The sequence below is a fragment of the Bacillus sp. PSXD-155 genome, assembly GCF_049310765.1.
Taxonomy (GTDB): Bacteria; Bacillota; Bacilli; order Bacillales; family Bacillaceae_G; genus Bacillus_A; species Bacillus_A cereus.
The window spans coordinates 128,273-143,783 of the sequence record NZ_JBMOWC010000008.1 but is presented as its reverse complement, the minus strand read 5'-3'; the positions used below and the strand labels follow the sequence as shown (position 1 = coordinate 143,783).

The window sequence follows — 15,511 nt, the reverse complement described above, 5'->3', positions numbered from 1 at the left end:
AAAGGAGTCTAGTTTTTCACTTAGACTCCTTTTTATTTTGTTCCTTTATCTCCATCAACAGCTCAATGATTTTCTCATTTTGCTCTACCTGTTTCTCAGAATTTTTATAGATGAAACGGACCCATCTAAGTGCAAGAATAATAAGAAACAAAGGGAGCATTGAAATTAGAAGACCAATAATTGAAAAATTCGTATACATATACCTCACCTCGCTATATACCCTTTTCTCCATTTACCTACTAAAACCTGCAATTTTTTACAAATAAAAAAGAACCTATCAAACGATAGATTCTTCTTTCACGAACTGAGTAGAGCGTCCTCTCGTAATCGAGAAAATCGCGCAAAGCAGTGCTAATATAATAAAGCCACCGCCTACCCAAGCATTATATATAACAGATGATTTTTCAATAACAACTCCGCCTACTGTTGAACCGAGTGCAATTCCTAAATGAAGCGCAGAGTTATTTAAACCTTGCTGAATACCAGCTGATTCCGGTGCAATTTCAATTAAATAATTTTGCTGTGCTGGTGAAATCGCCCAGCTCAGCATACTCCAAAGTCCCATCATAATGATGAAGAGCGGGAATGAGAATGTCATTAATGGCAACATGAAGATTGCACATGCAAATACGATAATAATCGAGATAATACTTTTCTTCGATCCCCATTTATCAGCAAGCCATCCACCGAATCCGCCGCCGATTACTGCTGCGATTCCGAAAATAAAGTAAAACACACTAATCCAGTTTGCTTCAACATGCATGACATCTTTTAAAAACGGTGTTAAATATGCATACAATGTTAAATGCCCCGTTAAAAACAAAAATGATGTTAACTGTGCACTTACAATTTTTTTATCTTTTAAAGTAGCAAGTTGTTCTTTTATTGATAATACCGATGTCGGTGGTACTTTCGTTAAGAACAATGAAATACAAGCTATTGCCATAACTGTTAATACAGAAATCAATACAAATGGTGCACGCCATCCGTATGCATTTCCGAGTACAAGACCAAGCGGTACTCCAAGTACAAGTGATCCACTAATTCCCATAAAAATGATTCCAATTGCACGCGCACGAAAATGCGGTTCTACTACACTAGACGCAAGTGTTACCGATAGTGCAATAATTAATGAACCACTCGCCGCACAAATAACCCTTGAGAACATTAGCATTCCATAATTCACACTAAATGCGGAAATAATATTTCCGATTAAGAAAATCGATAGTGCTCCAACATACAATGTTTTTCTTTCAAACTTCCCTGTCACAGCTAATAAAACTGGACCTGACAAAGCAAATACTACCGAAAATATTGTTATAAGCTGACCAGCTGCGCTAATAGATACTCCTAAATCATTGGCAACTAAATCGAGCGTTCCTCCTATAATTAACTCAACCGTTCCGACTACGAAAGCCGCGATAGCTAAAATATAAACACGAAAATTCAAGTCTTTCCCCACGCTTTCTATTTTGGTTACTACGACTATAGTAACCAAAATAGAAAGTGGACGCAAGTATAATTTTTTTACAGTAAAAAAGGTAGGCGTATTATACGCCTACCCTTCCATCATTCTGTTTCTTTCTTCTTATTTAAATACCAATACACCGGAAGTCCCGTAAAGACAATTCCAATTGATAAGAAACAACTTACCGGATCATTGATAATTGCACTACCAATTACAAAGAGCGAACCTAAAATCGCTATGATTGGTACGATTGGGAATAACGGCACACTATATGCACGCTCTTTATTCTTATTACGTTTTCTTAAAATGAAGACACCAATAAACGTCATTACATAGAAAATATAAATAATGAATACGGAAATCTCAGATAGCTTATTTGGATCACTAATAATCATTAAAATAATCCCTAAAATGATTTCAACAGTAATCGCATTTGCTGGTGTTTTAAATCTCGGACTTTCCTTTGCAATAAACTTAGAAAATGGAAGTTGTCCACGTTCCGCCATAGACATTGGAATACGTGGGAATGTTAAAATCTTTCCATTTAAACAGCCGAAAATAGAAACGATAATACCGATACTAATAATTTTCCCGCCATATTCTCCAAGTAACATACCCGCAGCTGTCGCTGTCGCATTTTCTCCAAGGTCTACAATTTTCGCTGCTGGTAATACATTTAATAACGCCAAGTTAATTAATACGTATGCAGCTGTTACAATTAAAATCCCAACTGTCATTGCTTTCGGTAATAACTTTGTTGGATTCTTCATTTCTCCGCCAATCGAAGCAAGTAAAATCCATCCGTCATAAGCAAATAACGTTGCTAAAATTGCCATACCGATACTTTGATTTTCTGATATCGGCACAACTACGTTAAAGATATCGCTATTCCCTTTCCAGAAACCTAACACGACAATTAATACAATCGGAATCATTTTCCCAATTGTCGTGATTGTTTGAACGATACCTCCGTATTTTGTTCCCATACTATTTACAAAGCCAAGGAACACAACTGTTCCGATTGCGATTGGTAAGTTCCATACTTTATCTAAATAGAAAAAATTAATCATTAAAGAACTAAAGTATAAACCTAATGTTCCGATAATAGCTGGTCCATAAACAATTGTTTGCATCCAGCCTGATAAATATCCCCAAAAACTTCCGTAAATCTCCTCTAAATACGTATACAACCCACCATTTTTCGGGATTTGCGCTCCAATTTCAGCTACTGTTAAACCACTCGCTAACGTCAACAGACCACCAATTACCCAAGCAAGAATGGCCATATTAGAACTCCCCGAGTAATCTAATACGCTCCCTGGTTTCATAAACACACCAGATCCAATAATCGTTCCTACTACGATAGAAAGTGCTACTGTTAAACCAATTTTGTTCTTCTCATCATGATGCATGCTGCGTATCCTCCTTCCAATCCTAGTGTGATGCAAAAATGAAATAAAAAAACACTCCTCCCTAAAAAAGGGACGAGTGTTGTATTCGTGGTTCCACCCTTGTTTCAATTCGTAAAGTAACATACTTCACCAATTTCTCAAGTCTAAATAACGGTTTTTGCCGGCAAGCAATTACTAGATGTTCGTTCACTGCTGCAGTTCAGAGGTGGTAATCCATTTTTCCGTATTAGGAAGCTCACAGCCAAAGGCTTCCCTCTCTGAGAATCGTAAAAAATTGATCGTGTCCTCATCATCACTTCTTGATGTCGAATTTTGTAGTTATTGTTCATTATATTGAATTGTTAGAAAAAATCAATATTTTTTTATATAACATAGGAAATATTTCTCTTCTTATATTATAACAGAAGATACAAAACTTCTCTAATTCCCTAAAAATGGTATAATTCATTTAGGAGGTGTACCAATAATGATCGCTGTCTTTTGTATCATCGCTACGTTTCTCTCTGTTCTATTCGCTATCATGTATCGAAACAAGTATCCTGGTTATAGCATTTTAGCGGTAGCTATTATACCAGCTGTTTCCTTCTACGTATTGGGTAAATATCAATATACGGAAGTGTTTATCGGTTTTGCAATCTTCTACTGCGTCTTCGGATACATACTAACAATAAAAAGAATTTCAATGCCTCATTAAAAGGGACCGATTTCTACTTATAGAAATCGGCCCTTGCACGTACCTTCCGGTTGCCCACACGAAAGATACGACTTCATTCAATTATTTATCTTCTTTTTTCATAAAAAACTTATGGTGCGGTAAATCAACATTCAATGCCTCTAATTGTTTCTTTTCATTGTCTAAAATCGCTTTTGCTTTTATTTTTGTTGCTTCATCTAATCCCGCAAAGATATCTTCACGCTTCTCTTTCTCTGGAAGTTTCACACCTAATTTTGTTAATTCTTCTTTTGCTTGCTCATGCGTTAATTTTCCGGATTTTTCTTGTTCAAAAATTGAATTCGCTTTCTCTTTTGCCTGTTCATCTAATCCTGCAAACATGTCTCCATGTTTATCTTTCTCCGGTATTTTCACGCCTAGCTTTGTTAATTCCTCTTTTGCTTGTTCATGCGTTAATTTTCCAGATTTCTTTTGCTCTAAAATCGCCTTCGCTTTCTCCTTCGCCTGTTCATCTAAGTTAGCAAACATGTCTCCATGCTTACCTTTCTCCGGCATTTTCACGCCTAGCTTTGTTAATTCCTCTTTTGCTTGTTCACGTGTTAGTTTTCCGGATTTCTCTTGCTCTAAAATGGACTTCGCTTTTTCTTTCGCCTGTTCATCTAATCCTGCAAACATGTCTTTACGCTTCTCTTTCTCTGGAAGCTTTACACCTAGTTTCTCTAACTGTTTCTTTGTATCGTCCATAATTGTTTTTACTTTTTGTTTTGTAGCGTCATCCAAATCCTTTTTCGCCGTTTTTGCAGGCTGATCCACTGCTGGAGTATTCGTTGCCGCGAATGCCGGAATGCCGACTCCTCCAATGATTCCGAATGATAACGCACCTGCAATCGCTAAATACCCAACTGTTTTCTTCTTCATAGGAAATTTCCTCCTTCATATTTCTAATGCATGTACACTTTCGTATACAATGCCTATAGTAATGTCGGTTTCTTAACATTTCCTTAACGACTTAACAAAAAAACACCGCTCGTAATGAGCGGTGTTTCTCTATGCTTTTTGTAATTGTAACTCTTCACGTTCCATTATTTTTCTTAATACAATTGTTTGTGTCATTGTAAATAAGTTACCTGTTATCCAGTACAACACAAGTCCTGATGGCGCCGCAAACCCCATAAATAGAATCATTGCCGGCATCATAATTTGCTGCATCTTTAGCATCTGTACTTGTTCTCCAGGTGTAATATTCGATTGGAAAACTTTCATCTGAATAAATGTCGTTAACGCTGCAATAATCGGTAATATATGATATGGATCTGCATGTCCTAGGTTCACCCATAAAAACGAAGATGTGCGAATCTCTTCCGTTCTGCTAATCGCATAATACAAAGCAGAGAAAATCGGCATTTGTATTAATAATGGCCAGCAACCAGCAAGTGGATTCCAACCGCCTGATTTCATTAGTTCTGACATTTCTTTTTGATACTGCTTTTGTTTTTCAAGGTCTTTGCTTACATCACCGTACTTTTTCTTTAACTTCTGCAATTCAGGTTGCATTTTCTTCATTTTCGCTTGGCTGCGATATTGCGAAACAGCTAATGGAATCATTGCTGAACGAATAACGAGCGTCATAATAATGATAGCAATCCCAAAGCTAGCTCCAGGTATATGATGAGCGACAAATTGAATCATAAACGAGATTGGATATACAAAATAATGATCCCAAATCCCAGTACTATGTGCATCAATTGGGGCTGCATTACTGCAACCAGATAAAACAAAAACAAATAATAATGATAAACTAACGAGCACAGCTCGGTATGATTTTAACATGTTCATTCCTCCAATGTTTCGTAATTATTTAGCGAAACATTGGTGTATACGGACCGACCTCGTCATTCTCTTCACTTGATTCTTGTCTGCGTACAGAACGAATCATTCCATATTTATAAAAAATAGAAAATAGCGGTACATTTCCCGCACTATCTTCACATGTATCAACTAGCGCAAAAGCTCTTTGTCTACCGCTTGATGCTTGTTGACGCACAAAGCGAGAAACATTAGCAAGGAAGAAAACTTCTAATAAACAAAGTGCCGTCGTTACAAACGATATATATAGAATTGCATCCTGCAATAAAAATTCCATCGCTTCACATCCTTAATAAGGTCATTTTAGCACATTAGGCAAACATTCTCTATTTCCTTTTATTTTCAAAAAAAGTATTTTGCATATTTTCTCAAGAAAATAATAATTAAGAAACGTTGTATTCGCTTTCTTTAGTATATTCACGCACCTCAATGAATAGGCTTGATTTATTAGAAATTTATAAAATTTTTGCATTATAATAAAACTATTGCCAGTTTTTGAAAAAACCTTTATTCTCTTCTTGTAATCAAAAATGAATATGGAGATGAAACATACTATGGGTCAACTAGGAGACGCCGATTACGTTCCCGACACCGCCTTTTTATCCTTCCCAGCAGCTAAAACATTTCACTTAGAATTTATGATACAGTTGGTTGTTATTTTTATAGCTTCTATTTTGTATGCAATTTCTATGAATATGTTTTTTATCCCGCATAACATGATTAGCGGTGGATTCGCTGGTGTAGGGATGATTATCGGTTATTTAATGCACTACAATATCGGTGCACTTATCTTTTTACTAAACATTCCTCTTCTTATTTTAAGTCACTTTTACTTAGGCAAGAAGACAACCTTTTTAACAGCTTACTTTGTAGCTGTATCATCGTTAGCGATGAACATTATCCCTGTACACCAGGTTTCAGACGATATTTTACTATCTTCTGTATTCGGTGGTGTAATCTGCGGAGCAGCTTCCGGAATCATATTCCGATTTGCTTCTTCAACAGGTGGCTTTGATGTTGTTGGATTGATTGTAGCGAAACATCGAGATATTTCAATTGGAGCAATCATCTTTGTATTCAACTTAGTCTTACTTGTTGCAGCAGGTTTTATTTTCGGATGGGATATTACACTTTATACGTTAATTAGCCGGTTTGTAGTCAGCAAAGTTATCGATGCTGTGCATACGAAACATATTAAATTAACGATAATGACAGTTACAGAAAAAGGTGAGGAAATAAAAAGCGCACTACTACATCACGGCATACGCGGGGTGACAATGGTAGACGCTGTCGGCGGCTATACAAACCATAAGAAAAAAATGATTTACACTGTCGTGACTCGCTATGAGTTAGGCGAAATGAAACGTATTATCCGTCAAGTGGATAACAAAGCATTTATGAACATTACTGAAACAGTTGAAATTGTCGGCCGTTTCAAACGCATATAAAAAAGGTTAATAAATTAAAGGGCATAACATATTAGTCATATATAATATGTTATGCCCTTTGTTATTCAACTCACGTACCTTTTAGCATAATAAAATCACTAAGTTTATTACTACAAATCGGAGGATAGCATCCCATATACAATACTATCTGTCCATTCATCTTTATTCCAAAAATCTTGTATGAAATGGGCTTCCTTTCTCATGCCTATTCGTTCACACAATTTTTGTGAAGCTGTATTACGTGCATCAAGATTAGCCTGTATACGATGTACATTAAATTCATTAAATAATTTCAATACCAAACTACTTACTGCTTCTGTCGCCAAACCTATCCCAGCTACTTCATTTGAAAAACTATAACCAATCTCAACAGTGTCTTTCATATTTGTGTACCATACGGATAAATCACCAACTACTTTAGTTTTGTATATAACTGCCAAACTTAATATTGATTCTTTAGTAAGTACATTATTTGCTAACTTCTTATTAAATCTTTTCTGCATGTCTTCATGAGTCCACTTATTATGTAATAGGAACTTACATGTATCATCACTATTATAAATAACAAATACATCCTGTAAATCAGTACTCTTAAAAGGTCTAATTATTAATCTTTCTGTTGTGAACTCCAAGTTAGCTCTCCTCCCTTACATTCATACTATAAAACATTTTTTATAGTATTTAAGCCTCCTTCTTAGATCTCACCTTGATTACATATTTCATCATAATAAATTAAAATCCTTCTTCCACTAAACTGCACCGTTAATGGTATTTCCTTGCGCTTTTTATTTTTTACACTTATTACAAAATCAGATAATTCTATTATTATGTCTCTAAATGTGTTATAATGAAAGCAGACTCACAAAAAAAGAGTATATAGACTTGGAAGTTTCTCTTATTTTACAAGCAAAAAGAAACGAGCAGTCGGGTATATTTCAGACACCATACACGTAACGGTTTAAACAACCGATCATCTTAGTTACTCTTCAATGATCTTTTTATAAAAAGATACGTACAATTAAAACTCACTTCAATATACTATACCTACCTTTTTGACTTCCAAATCATCTTATTACATAAGGAGATGAACATATGAATCAATATATACGATATACAATAGCTGTCCTGTTTGCTATTATCGGCGGAACAATCTGCTTCTGGACAAACACACAGCTTGGAGAGAATATCATTTTTAATGGAATCGAAACACTTGTAAGCGCTTCATTTTTAGGCGGATACATTTACTTCCTCTTTAATCCAGAAGAAAATGCTCAAAAAACAATGTTATTAACAATGATCGGAATCGTTGGTGGATGTATTTCCTACTCAATGACAAACTATACATTACCACTTCAATTAAGCTCAGCTTTCTTCCACGGTCTATGGACTTGGTTCATTGCATTCTGCCTAGCAGACGTATTCAACCTATTACAAGACAATGAAGAAGATAGCGGTCGCCAAATTGAAAGTAACTCTTAAGCTGGAAGATACTCTTCCAGCTTTTTTATGTTGGTTTGCATACCCCGCATCACGATAAAAAGAAGTTACCCTCACGGCAACTTCTTTTCCACATACCCCACTTCGTATTCACTAAAATATATCAAAGATTTTTCAAATATATCGATCGTTTCTCCACTTATATCAACGATTTTTTCATTATATCAACGATTCGACGTAGGATATCGATTTACCGACATCCTTCGACACTCAAAACGCACAACATACCCTATCCCCCAAGCAACTTACTGCCGAACTCTACGATTAAAAAGATAATTAATAGGATCGCGAGTATCTTTAATGCTACATATGCCACTTTAAAAACAACATAAATGAGCAAGACTATCAAAATAATTGATAAAATTTCCATATTTACTTCCTCCAAGCTTTGCTCTTCTTATCTCATTTTACTCGCCCTAGGCTATTTATGGAACGGCATAAGATGACATATAAAAAAGAGGATACCTCACCCATCGTAAGATACCCTCTCTTTCAGCTGCTTAAACCATTCTCTTTCTAATTGTAAATATCCCATTTCACTCTTCTCGGCGCTCTTTAATTCTTGATCAGCTTTCTTCATATAAGTACGGGACGCTTCCATATTGCCCTCTACATATTTAATAATTCCTTGTGTACGGTAATATCCACTTAGGTCCATTTTTGTAATAGCCTTTGCATGTTCTTTTGCTTCTTGCAAAGAAAGACTATCCATCTGATAAAGGGCTTTATATAAAAGGTACCAACTATGAAAACTACTAACGAAAAACTTATTTTCTTTCGTTACAGGTAATTGAACAATTCGTTCTATATACGGTATCGCTCTTTCCATTCCCTCTTGATCTGCACGAGCAAAAAAGACGAGCATAAGTCTACTCATTATCTCTCTTATCCCTTTATTCTCTTTTATTTTCTCCTCACTCAATTCTACTAACCTTTCATCCCAATCTTTCGGTCTTTTATAACTAAATAACTCACTCGATATTTGAATCTCATATAAGTGATTTCTAGCTCTTTCATCATCTTTAATTAAAATAAGAAATTGCATCCCATCACTCATAAGTATTCCTTTTATCGGCACAATTGTAACCGCAAAGATTGCAAAATGGAAAAAGGAAAAATATAAAAGATATTGATAATAACTCACCATGTATATGTAACCGGAAGTAATACCAAATAGTAAACTCGTAATCGGTCCACCTAAAGTGAGCCACGCCCACTTTTTCGAAAGATTCGGCGTCTCTATAGAAGGTGGTACTAATGTTGCAACGCCTCCAAAGTACGCCCATAATTTATTTTCTCGAATGCGTAATTTTCCCTTTTCTTTTTGAATAGTAATGGGTCCTACTGTCATAAATTTAAATGTTAAACCACCTATTACACCAAATACTACATGTCCTAGCTCATGAATGGCTAACACTAACAATGAAATTCCAACTATTGCCCATAGGTTCAAAATTACTTCTAATTTCCCAGTTCGGATTACTCCGTATAAAATGGACAGAATTAGCGCCACTGTCATTGAGCCAGCTGGCCTTCTTAAAATATCCACCTTTTTCTCCCCTTAATAAATCATTTTTCTCTGCATTTCGTACATGAACTTCCCGAGATGCAATATCCAAATAAATGAGATTAAGCCAATTAATACAAAATCGATATCACTAGCAGCTGTATATATAACCGCAGCCCACCATACATATGCCAATATTGTATTCGTAAATTCATACGCTTTATATCCAGCCTCATGCACAATGTGCTTTAATCCTTCATCTGCATTTTTCGTCCACATTTTCATAGATTCCATATACGTTACACCTTGTTCAGGATATAGCTTATTATAACGATTTTTTGTTATGAGTCCGATAATTACTACAGTAGTTAAACAAAGAATAGAAACTACTAAATTCCACACCGCAAATGAAACATTTGTATCCTGCAACAGTGCACGTCTACATGTAATAACTGCATATACAAACCATGCCTGCGTAACTATATCACCTACACGTAAATATATACTTATAATGCCTAATTTCCTACCTTGTACGCTCTCTTCTTCATCGCGTGCCTCTGCTAACATACGTGTATTCTTCCAAGTATAGTACATCATTAAAATTCCAAAAATAGTACATATACCTATAAATGTATTAGATGATAATTTTCTCGGTTCATCCGAGAGTAAATTTAAAGCTATATAAGACGTTAAAAAGCCACCCATCATACTTACTGCTATTTTCCCCACAGAATCAAATTGTTTTTTTCGCTTACTCTTCATCGTCCTCTTCCCCCTCTACTAACGTAAATATTTCCTCCACTGGTACATTGAAAATTTGTGCGATTTTTAACGACAATACAATAGATGGTGCATAATCCCCACGTTCAATTAAACTAATCGTTTGCCGTGATGATCCAATCACTTTTCCTAAATCCCCTTGTGATAAACGATGCTTTGCTCGCAATTCCCTCACTCGATTTTGAAGCTTCATGTCTTCCCTCTTTTTCATTTATTTAATTAAAATTGTAAATAATATCCTTATTTTTGTCAATTATAATTGTCATTACGACTATAATAATTGACAAGATACTTATTTCTTATCCTGTATCAAATTCCTATAAAGAATGTAAAATGTACATTAAACATAGTCTTAACAATAAAATAAAAAAGGCAGTGCTTTTGCACTGCCTTCCTAAATTCTGACATAGAATGGATTTCATATTAGCTTGCGTTTTGTAGTAATACTCGTTTTAACTGCTTACGGAAACGAATACCTAACGTAACCGCTACAATCACAATAACTCCAAAAATGATTTTACCGATATGACCTTCTAGCACTCCAAAGATATCATGTAAGTTTCCACCTAACCAGTAACCACCGATTAAGAAGAATGATACCCAAAATAGAGCGCCTGAATAAATTGTAATGGCAAAACGACGGAATGGTAAATTAATAATTCCTGCAAAGTATCCTGTGAAATGACGTACACCAGGAATAAAGAAACCAATAAAAATTAAGAAGTACCCATACTTATCAAACCACATTCTCGTTAAGTCAATTTTTCTTTGTGTTAAAAATACGTATTTCCCATACTTTTGAATGAAAGGCATACCTAATTTATTTCCTAAAAAGTATTGAATCGTCATTCCTACACTTGTCCCAATAAAGGATAGAATAATTAAAATCGGTAAACTTAAATCACCCTTATGTGCTAAAAATCCCGCATATGCTAACGTTGGCTCTCCCGGAAACGGAAGTGCAATATATTCTAACAGCAAACCTACAAGTACAACATAGTACCCGTATTGCTGAAATAATTCATGAATCCATTCCATGTCATCTCTCCTTTCAATCACGTACAACTTCTTACTATTATTGTATAAAAAAATTGTCGAAATAACTATCACAATAGCTTACATTTTTATTACATTTTTGTAAGGGTCACACTAATGATTTCCGTTCTTTATTAAGTAGTTAAAAGCATTTTTCAAGTCGAAATAACAAAAAGACGCATTAATAATATGCGAATTTTATCCATTTTTTAACACTGAAAAACCTTTCTTATTTTGTTCTCAATAAAAAACCACCACAAACTCATGCTAACTTCATATTAGCTTCATATACGTATTGTAAGATTATATCGGAATTTGTTGAAAAATTTAACTAATATATGACTAAGCATTAATTTGAATAAATATAAGTCGTTTTTCGAAATTGAAAAAAGGGTGAATACGAAATGGAAGCATATAAAATGCACGATTTTATTAATACAAATGTTGAATCTCATCAAAATGAAACCGTTTTTAATTTACACATATGTGAAACAAGTGAATTTGACGTAAGTTTAACAAAATCTACAACACTATCTTTTATCGTTTCAAAAAAGAATATTAAAATTGTCACGAAAAAATGGACTAACTCAAACCAAGAAAGCATGATTGGCAAAAGCTACATCATTCCAACGAAAGCTTTTCACTATTTCTTACCAATTATTTCTGAAAATGAAGATGAGCTAAATATTCAAGTTCAAAGTTTTGGACTACGTGGCGAGCTTTTATTAAACGAAAGATTACTTATTGATAAAAACAACAAACACAACAGCAAAATCACTACATTCTTTGAAACATTAGATGAAAATGTAAATAAAGCATTACGAGGATTACAACTTCATTGTATGTAAGACTATTACGATCGTAAAAGGAGAATAACAATGAAAAAATTATTATTAAGCGCACTATTATCATTAGGATTTTTAACTCTTCCATTCGCTAGCGCAGAGGCCGCTACAACGAAAGATCAATTAATCGTAGACACTCAGTTAAATAAAATGGATTATTATCAGGATGGAAAATTTATAAAAAGTTTTACTGTCGCTACTGGAAAAGCTGCAACGCCTACACCTAAAGGCACTTTTCAAATCGTAAATAAAATTAAAAACCGCCCTTATTATACAGGCAAAATTAAAGGCGGCGATCCACGTAATCCACTTGGTGACCGTTGGCTTGGATTAAATATGGCAGGAACTTACGGAACAACTTATGCGATTCACGGAACTAACAATAATCAAGCAATCGGCAAATGGACAACACTTGGTTGTATTCGTATGTATAATAATGATATACACTGGTTATTTGAGCGTGTTCAGCAGCAAGCTACTGTCACTGTAAAATAGCCTAAAAACAAGATTTATGTGTAGCCAAGAATTTTATGTCTTGGCTTATTTTATTTATTCATTTACAGTAGCAAAACAACTGTATTTACATATATAATAGGAATAGATTTGATTAGCTAATATCCAAACATTGATAAACGTAGATATTAAAATTATACAGTTATAATGTTTTATAAATTTTATAATACATACTATAATAGAACTACTGTAATTCTGAACTAATCAGTAACACTAAACTATTCCCCTTGCTACTTTTATTATTATTTTATAGCGGGGGCTTATTATATGTATAAACAATCTGAGTCACTCGAAAAATGATGAATTCGAATATTGCAGTAAAAAGCGTTATTTAGGAGGTGTTACTATGACGCATATACTGGTGATTGAAGACAACCCAGATATACAAGAACTTATTCGTGAATTTCTAATGGCACAAAACTTTACTGTTGATGTAGTTGGTGCTGGAACAGAAGGTATTCTTCTTTTCCAAAAAAATTCATACGATCTTGTCCTCCTCGATGTAATGTTACCAGATATAGATGGCTATAGTATTTGTAAAATTATGCGAGGACAATCTGATGTACCAATCATTATGTTAACTGGCTTACATAATGAAGAAAGTGAAATTAAAGGATTTGAGTTAGGTATTGATGACTATATTACGAAACCGTTCCATTACACCGTATTTATTAAGCGTGTAGAGGCTGTATTAAGAAGGGCAGCAACAAAGGAAGCAGAAGCTGCAACTATACTACAATTCCATGAATTGATGTTAAATTCTACAGCATATGCAGCTTATGTTCATGGTAATCAAATTGAATTGACAACAAAAGAATTTGAAATTATTTATACTTTACTGCAAAATCGAGGAAAAGTATTATCAAGAAGTGATTTGTTGAATAAGGTATGGGGCTATGAACATTATGGTGATGTAAGAGTTATAGATACACATATTAAAAACTTAAGAAAAAAATTAGGAATTCCTTATATTAAAACGGTGAAAGGCATTGGCTACAAAATCGAATCGTAGCAAAGACAACATCACCAAAAATATTTTCATCAAAACCTTATTATTTTGTATTCTTTTATCACTTTGTCTTTATCAAATCATTTACTTTCTAGCTTCAAACTACGATAAAGAACGTTTTGTGAAAGAAAATGGAACGCCAACTACAGAACAGGCGGATTTAGATAAGCAAAACGATCAAAGTAAAACGAATCAAAATAAAGCTGTGTCAGAGGGAAACATTTCTAATTTCCAATCTTCTATTGTAGATTATAAATCTCTTTCTACAGCTATCAATCACCTTTTGCAGCCTAGCCAAACTGCAAAGGCAAAAGAACATACACAAAACCTTTCGGGGGAAAATAGCACTTCTAATCAGCTTACAGAAGCAGAAAAGAAAGCCGCTAATAATGATGCCTTACATACACAAAATGCAGCAAGTAAAACAAATGATACAAATGATAATCCAAAGTTAGCAGATGCGTTGCAGCAGTTAGCTCCACAGGTTGGCGCGACAATGCTTGCATTATCTCTACTCGGATCTTTAATGTACGCAAAACTAATTGCTAAACCTTTTCAATATATGAGCGATGCTTTAAAAGATATTATGAATCTTGATTTCTCAGATAAAAAGCTACTTAACAAAAATACAGATCAAACAGATTTTAATTTGTCAGTAGCTGCTTCACAAGTACCAAATATTGTGAAGAATTTACATGAAAGCAATCAAGATTTAAGAAATGAGCTCAAGAAAGAACAACAATTAGAACAATCTCGTAAAGAATTTATGTCTATGGTATCCCATGAATTAAAAACACCAATCGCAGCCGTCATGGGACAACTAGATGGCATGATTCACGGAATTGGAGCTTATAAAGATAGAGATAAGTATTTGAAACGTTCCTACGAGATGATGCAAGACATTAACATATTAACGGAAAAAATGTCGGAATTATCCAAAATACAAAACCCTCAATTTAAACCGAATTTAGAAGTCATTTCTTTATCTAATATTATTGAGGATGTTATGAAGAAAGTAGATTACTTTGTATCTGTAAAACAATTAAATGTACAATCTAATATTAAACACGACGTACAAATTTTAGCTGATCCTAAATTTATTCAAACTGCTATTTTTAACATTATTTCAAATGCAATTCATTATACAATTGACCATCAGCACGTATATATAAAGCTTTATGAAAAACCAAACGGTTACGCATTAGAAGTATTGAATACAGGTTCACAAATTGATGAAGATAAACTTGCTCATTTATTTGAGCCTTTCTATCGCGCAAACCCTGATAAACACGGTTTAGTACAAGGTAGTGGTCTTGGATTATATATCGTGAAACAAATATTAGATAAACATCAGTTTCCTTACGGGATACAAAACACAGCTCAAGGTGTAAAATGCTCCATTGTATTCCCAAAAGCAATGTAACATTCACTATAATTACATACCCCAAACTCATACTT

The 15,511-nt window shown here is 34.3% G+C and carries 19 protein-coding genes and 1 other annotated feature; of the genes, 7 read left to right on the top strand and 12 right to left on the bottom strand.

All coding sequences use genetic code 11. The features are described 5' to 3' along the window. Nucleotides 1-16: 16 nt before the first annotated feature. The 3 genes from ACO6VI_RS11860 to ACO6VI_RS11850 form a co-directional block, all read right to left on the bottom strand. Nucleotides 17-199, bottom strand: a complete 183-nt coding sequence (locus tag ACO6VI_RS11860; protein ID WP_000288474.1) for a hypothetical protein — start codon at nucleotides 197-199, stop codon at nucleotides 17-19. A 78-nt stretch (nucleotides 200-277) separates the two neighbouring features. Continuing rightward, the gene (locus ACO6VI_RS11855; RefSeq protein WP_105559664.1) at nucleotides 278-1,516 is read right to left on the bottom strand and encodes an MFS transporter; all 1,239 of its coding nucleotides are present in this window, start codon (nucleotides 1,514-1,516) and stop codon (nucleotides 278-280) included. 53 nt (nucleotides 1,517-1,569) lie between these two features. Continuing rightward, a complete protein-coding gene (locus ACO6VI_RS11850) occupies nucleotides 1,570-2,880 on the bottom strand; it encodes an APC family permease (RefSeq protein ID WP_000546307.1) in 1,311 nt (436 codons plus the stop codon). Nucleotides 2,881-2,945: 65 nt separating this feature from the next. Continuing rightward, nucleotides 2,946-3,182 (bottom strand) — a binding site (T-box leader). A 164-nt stretch (nucleotides 3,183-3,346) separates the two neighbouring features. Between ACO6VI_RS11850 and ACO6VI_RS11845 the strand changes: the two genes are divergently transcribed. Beyond that, complete coding sequence (locus tag ACO6VI_RS11845) at nucleotides 3,347-3,574, top strand: hypothetical protein (protein WP_053563416.1); 228 nt, start codon at nucleotides 3,347-3,349, stop codon at nucleotides 3,572-3,574. An 81-nt stretch (nucleotides 3,575-3,655) separates the two neighbouring features. Here the strand turns inward: ACO6VI_RS11845 and ACO6VI_RS11840 are convergent, their stop codons facing one another. The 3 genes from ACO6VI_RS11840 to ACO6VI_RS11830 all read right to left on the bottom strand — a co-directional run bounded on the left by ACO6VI_RS11840 (nucleotide 3,656) and on the right by ACO6VI_RS11830 (nucleotide 5,696). Continuing rightward, the gene (locus ACO6VI_RS11840) at nucleotides 3,656-4,471 is read right to left on the bottom strand and encodes a hypothetical protein (RefSeq protein WP_098818388.1); all 816 of its coding nucleotides are present in this window, start codon (nucleotides 4,469-4,471) and stop codon (nucleotides 3,656-3,658) included. 129 nt (nucleotides 4,472-4,600) lie between these two features. Beyond that, nucleotides 4,601-5,383 carry a membrane protein insertase YidC gene (yidC, locus tag ACO6VI_RS11835; RefSeq protein WP_000920524.1) on the bottom strand — a complete coding sequence of 261 codons (783 nt, stop codon included), beginning with the start codon at nucleotides 5,381-5,383 and terminating at the stop codon, nucleotides 4,601-4,603. Between the two features lie 28 nt (nucleotides 5,384-5,411). Beyond that, the gene (locus ACO6VI_RS11830) at nucleotides 5,412-5,696 is read right to left on the bottom strand and encodes a hypothetical protein (protein WP_000394930.1); all 285 of its coding nucleotides are present in this window, start codon (nucleotides 5,694-5,696) and stop codon (nucleotides 5,412-5,414) included. Between the two features lie 277 nt (nucleotides 5,697-5,973). On the opposite strand from ACO6VI_RS11830, the gene ACO6VI_RS11825 reads away from it, so the two are divergent. Then, on the top strand, nucleotides 5,974-6,867 hold the full coding sequence (locus tag ACO6VI_RS11825; RefSeq protein WP_000530043.1) for a YitT family protein: 894 nt from the start codon (nucleotides 5,974-5,976) through the stop codon (nucleotides 6,865-6,867). A gap of 110 nt (nucleotides 6,868-6,977) precedes the next feature. Here ACO6VI_RS11825 and ACO6VI_RS11820 read toward each other — a convergent pair whose 3' ends face one another. Then, nucleotides 6,978-7,499: a GNAT family N-acetyltransferase gene (locus ACO6VI_RS11820; RefSeq protein WP_063548961.1), complete on the bottom strand. Its 522-nt coding sequence runs from the start codon at nucleotides 7,497-7,499 to the stop codon at nucleotides 6,978-6,980. Nucleotides 7,500-7,959: 460 nt separating this feature from the next. Between ACO6VI_RS11820 and ACO6VI_RS11815 the strand changes: the two genes are divergently transcribed. After that, the gene (locus ACO6VI_RS11815; RefSeq protein WP_161520113.1) at nucleotides 7,960-8,346 is read left to right on the top strand and encodes a DUF3938 domain-containing protein; all 387 of its coding nucleotides are present in this window, start codon (nucleotides 7,960-7,962) and stop codon (nucleotides 8,344-8,346) included. 247 nt (nucleotides 8,347-8,593) lie between these two features. Here ACO6VI_RS11815 and ACO6VI_RS11810 read toward each other — a convergent pair whose 3' ends face one another. The 5 genes from ACO6VI_RS11810 to ACO6VI_RS11790 all read right to left on the bottom strand — a co-directional run bounded on the left by ACO6VI_RS11810 (nucleotide 8,594) and on the right by ACO6VI_RS11790 (nucleotide 11,689). After that, nucleotides 8,594-8,734 (bottom strand): DUF3985 family protein, encoded by a 141-nt coding sequence (locus ACO6VI_RS11810; protein ID WP_000404758.1) that lies wholly within the window; start codon nucleotides 8,732-8,734, stop codon nucleotides 8,594-8,596. A 96-nt stretch (nucleotides 8,735-8,830) separates the two neighbouring features. Then, entirely contained in the window at nucleotides 8,831-9,883 is a 1,053-nt protein-coding gene (locus ACO6VI_RS11805) for a hypothetical protein (RefSeq protein ID WP_071731088.1), read from the bottom strand. 42 nt (nucleotides 9,884-9,925) lie between these two features. Further along, a complete protein-coding gene (locus ACO6VI_RS11800) occupies nucleotides 9,926-10,633 on the bottom strand; it encodes a DUF3169 family protein (protein WP_000837722.1) in 708 nt (235 codons plus the stop codon). After that, nucleotides 10,623-10,844, bottom strand: a complete 222-nt coding sequence (locus ACO6VI_RS11795) for a helix-turn-helix transcriptional regulator (RefSeq protein WP_000776173.1) — start codon at nucleotides 10,842-10,844, stop codon at nucleotides 10,623-10,625. The genes ACO6VI_RS11800 and ACO6VI_RS11795 overlap by 11 nt, the downstream gene beginning before the upstream one ends. A gap of 230 nt (nucleotides 10,845-11,074) precedes the next feature. Continuing rightward, a complete protein-coding gene (locus ACO6VI_RS11790; protein WP_000454754.1) occupies nucleotides 11,075-11,689 on the bottom strand; it encodes a DedA family protein in 615 nt (204 codons plus the stop codon). A gap of 401 nt (nucleotides 11,690-12,090) precedes the next feature. Between ACO6VI_RS11790 and ACO6VI_RS11785 the strand changes: the two genes are divergently transcribed. The 4 genes from ACO6VI_RS11785 (at nucleotide 12,091) to ACO6VI_RS11770 (ending at nucleotide 15,476) form a co-directional block, all read left to right on the top strand. Then, nucleotides 12,091-12,534 (top strand): DUF3978 family protein, encoded by a 444-nt coding sequence (locus ACO6VI_RS11785; RefSeq protein WP_000388762.1) that lies wholly within the window; start codon nucleotides 12,091-12,093, stop codon nucleotides 12,532-12,534. Nucleotides 12,535-12,564: 30 nt separating this feature from the next. Further along, nucleotides 12,565-13,026 carry a L,D-transpeptidase gene (locus tag ACO6VI_RS11780; protein WP_000735058.1) on the top strand — a complete coding sequence of 154 codons (462 nt, stop codon included), beginning with the start codon at nucleotides 12,565-12,567 and terminating at the stop codon, nucleotides 13,024-13,026. A 364-nt stretch (nucleotides 13,027-13,390) separates the two neighbouring features. After that, nucleotides 13,391-14,056: a response regulator transcription factor gene (locus ACO6VI_RS11775; RefSeq protein ID WP_000148833.1), complete on the top strand. Its 666-nt coding sequence runs from the start codon at nucleotides 13,391-13,393 to the stop codon at nucleotides 14,054-14,056. Continuing rightward, on the top strand, nucleotides 14,034-15,476 hold the full coding sequence (locus ACO6VI_RS11770) for a sensor histidine kinase (protein WP_023523365.1): 1,443 nt from the start codon (nucleotides 14,034-14,036) through the stop codon (nucleotides 15,474-15,476). The genes ACO6VI_RS11775 and ACO6VI_RS11770 overlap by 23 nt, the downstream gene beginning before the upstream one ends. Nucleotides 15,477-15,511: the final 35 nt, after the last annotated feature.

Excerpts from the sequence above, each read along its gene's own strand:
- ACO6VI_RS11805 (WP_071731088.1), bottom strand. The coding sequence starts at position 9,883 with ATGACAGTGGCGCTAATTCTGTCCATTTTATACGGAGTAATCCGAACT.
- ACO6VI_RS11780 (WP_000735058.1), top strand. The coding sequence starts at position 12,565 with ATGAAAAAATTATTATTAAGCGCACTATTATCATTAGGATTTTTAACT.
- ACO6VI_RS11825 (WP_000530043.1), top strand. The coding sequence starts at position 5,974 with ATGGGTCAACTAGGAGACGCCGATTACGTTCCCGACACCGCCTTTTTA.
- yidC (WP_000920524.1), bottom strand. The coding sequence starts at position 5,383 with ATGTTAAAATCATACCGAGCTGTGCTCGTTAGTTTATCATTATTATTT.
- ACO6VI_RS11795 (WP_000776173.1), bottom strand. The coding sequence starts at position 10,844 with ATGAAGCTTCAAAATCGAGTGAGGGAATTGCGAGCAAAGCATCGTTTA.
- ACO6VI_RS11830 (WP_000394930.1), bottom strand. The coding sequence starts at position 5,696 with ATGGAATTTTTATTGCAGGATGCAATTCTATATATATCGTTTGTAACG.
- ACO6VI_RS11800 (WP_000837722.1), bottom strand. The coding sequence starts at position 10,633 with ATGAAGAGTAAGCGAAAAAAACAATTTGATTCTGTGGGGAAAATAGCA.
- ACO6VI_RS11850 (WP_000546307.1), bottom strand. The coding sequence starts at position 2,880 with ATGCATCATGATGAGAAGAACAAAATTGGTTTAACAGTAGCACTTTCT.
- ACO6VI_RS11775 (WP_000148833.1), top strand. The coding sequence starts at position 13,391 with ATGACGCATATACTGGTGATTGAAGACAACCCAGATATACAAGAACTT.
- ACO6VI_RS11810 (WP_000404758.1), bottom strand. The coding sequence starts at position 8,734 with ATGGAAATTTTATCAATTATTTTGATAGTCTTGCTCATTTATGTTGTT.
- ACO6VI_RS11790 (WP_000454754.1), bottom strand. The coding sequence starts at position 11,689 with ATGGAATGGATTCATGAATTATTTCAGCAATACGGGTACTATGTTGTA.
- ACO6VI_RS11815 (WP_161520113.1), top strand. The coding sequence starts at position 7,960 with ATGAATCAATATATACGATATACAATAGCTGTCCTGTTTGCTATTATC.
- ACO6VI_RS11785 (WP_000388762.1), top strand. The coding sequence starts at position 12,091 with ATGGAAGCATATAAAATGCACGATTTTATTAATACAAATGTTGAATCT.
- ACO6VI_RS11845 (WP_053563416.1), top strand. The coding sequence starts at position 3,347 with ATGATCGCTGTCTTTTGTATCATCGCTACGTTTCTCTCTGTTCTATTC.
- ACO6VI_RS11840 (WP_098818388.1), bottom strand. The coding sequence starts at position 4,471 with ATGAAGAAGAAAACAGTTGGGTATTTAGCGATTGCAGGTGCGTTATCA.
- ACO6VI_RS11860 (WP_000288474.1), bottom strand. The coding sequence starts at position 199 with ATGTATACGAATTTTTCAATTATTGGTCTTCTAATTTCAATGCTCCCT.